Source organism: Streptomyces sp. NK08204, from assembly GCF_020400585.1.
Lineage (GTDB): Bacteria > Actinomycetota > Actinomycetes > Streptomycetales > Streptomycetaceae > Streptomyces.
The window spans coordinates 1-1,578 of the sequence record NZ_JAINVF010000064.1 but is presented as its reverse complement, the minus strand read 5'-3'; the positions used below and the strand labels follow the sequence as shown (position 1 = coordinate 1,578).

1 protein-coding gene is annotated in these 1,578 nt (G+C 66.6%); it reads right to left on the bottom strand.

Annotated features, from left to right (window positions below):
* The coding region (locus tag K7G59_RS34300) for a dihydropteroate synthase (RefSeq protein WP_225840636.1) at positions 1-1,578 on the bottom strand (1,578 nt) is incomplete at both ends.

Below are 1,578 nucleotides of genomic sequence, written 5' to 3'. Positions count from 1 at the left end.
CCGCGCTTGACGCCGATCAGGGCGTCCATCAGGTGCAGGCCCTCGAAGGCGTCACGGGCGTAGCGGACCTCGCCCTGGTAGATCTCGTGCAGGTCCTGCTCGACGTAGGCGCGGGTGAGGGCGGCGCCGCCGAGGATCACTGGGTACTTCTCGGCCAGGCCGCGCTGGTTCAGCTCCTCCAGGTTCTCCTTCATGATCACCGTGGACTTCACCAGGAGGCCGGACATGCCGATGACGTCCGCGCCGTGCTCCTCGGCGGCCTCCAGGATCGCGGAGACGGGCTGCTTGATACCCAGGTTGACGACGTTGTAGCCGTTGTTGGACAGGATGATGTCGACGAGGTTCTTGCCGATGTCGTGCACGTCACCGCGCACGGTGGCCAGCACGATGGTGCCCTTGCCCTCGGCGTCCGACTTCTCCATGTGCGGCTCGAGGTAGGCGACCGCGGCCTTCATCACCTCGGCGGACTGCAGGACGAACGGCAGCTGCATCTGCCCGGAACCGAACAGCTCACCGACGACCTTCATACCGTCCAGAAGAACGTCATTGACGATCTCCAGAGCGGGACGCCCCGACAGCGCCTCGTCCAGATCGGCCTCCAGGCCGTTGCGCTCACCGTCGATGATCCGCCGCTTCAGACGCTCCTCCAGCGGCAGCGCCGCCAGCTCCTGCGCCCGGCCCGCCTTCAACGACGTCGCCGTGGCCCCCTCGAACAGCTGCATCAGCTTCTGCAGCGGGTCATACCCCTCACCCCGGCGGTCGTAGACCAGATCCAGAGCGGTCCGCACCTGCTCCTCGTCGAAACGGGCGATCGGCAGGATCTTGGAGGCGTGCACGATCGCCGAGTCCAGACCGGCCTTCACACACTCGTCCAGGAAGACCGAGTTCAGCAGGATACGGGCAGCAGGGTTCAGACCGAAGGAGATGTTCGACAGACCCAGCGTGGTCTGCACCGCCGGATGACGCCTCTTCAGCTCCCGGATCGCCTCGATCGTGGCGACACCGTCCTTGCGGGACTCCTCCTGCCCCGTGCAGATGGTGAACGTCAGACAGTCCACGAGGATGTCCTCCTCACGGATGCCCCAGTTCCCCGTGAGATCCGCGATCAGCCGCTCGGCGATCTCCACCTTCTTCTGCGGCGTACGGGCCTGCCCCTCCTCGTCGATCGTCAGCGCGATCAGCGCGGCACCGTGCTCCCGGGCCAGCGCCGTCACCCTCGCGAACCGGGAATCCGGTCCGTCACCGTCCTCGTAGTTCACCGAGTTGATGACCGCACGGCCGCCCAGCTTCTCCAGACCCGCCTCGATCACCTCCACCTCGGTGGAGTCCAGCACGACCGGCAGCGTCGAGGCCGTCGCGAACCGGCCCGCCAGCTCCGCCATGTCCGCCACACCGTCACGGCCCACGTAGTCCACGCACAGATCCAGCATGTGCGCGCCCTCACGGATCTGCTCCCGGGCCATCTCCACACAGTCGTCCCAGCGGCCCTCCAGCATCGCCTCACGGAACTTCTTCGAACCGTTGGCGTTCGTCCGCTCCCCGATCGCCAGGTACGACGTGTCCTGCCGGAACGGCACG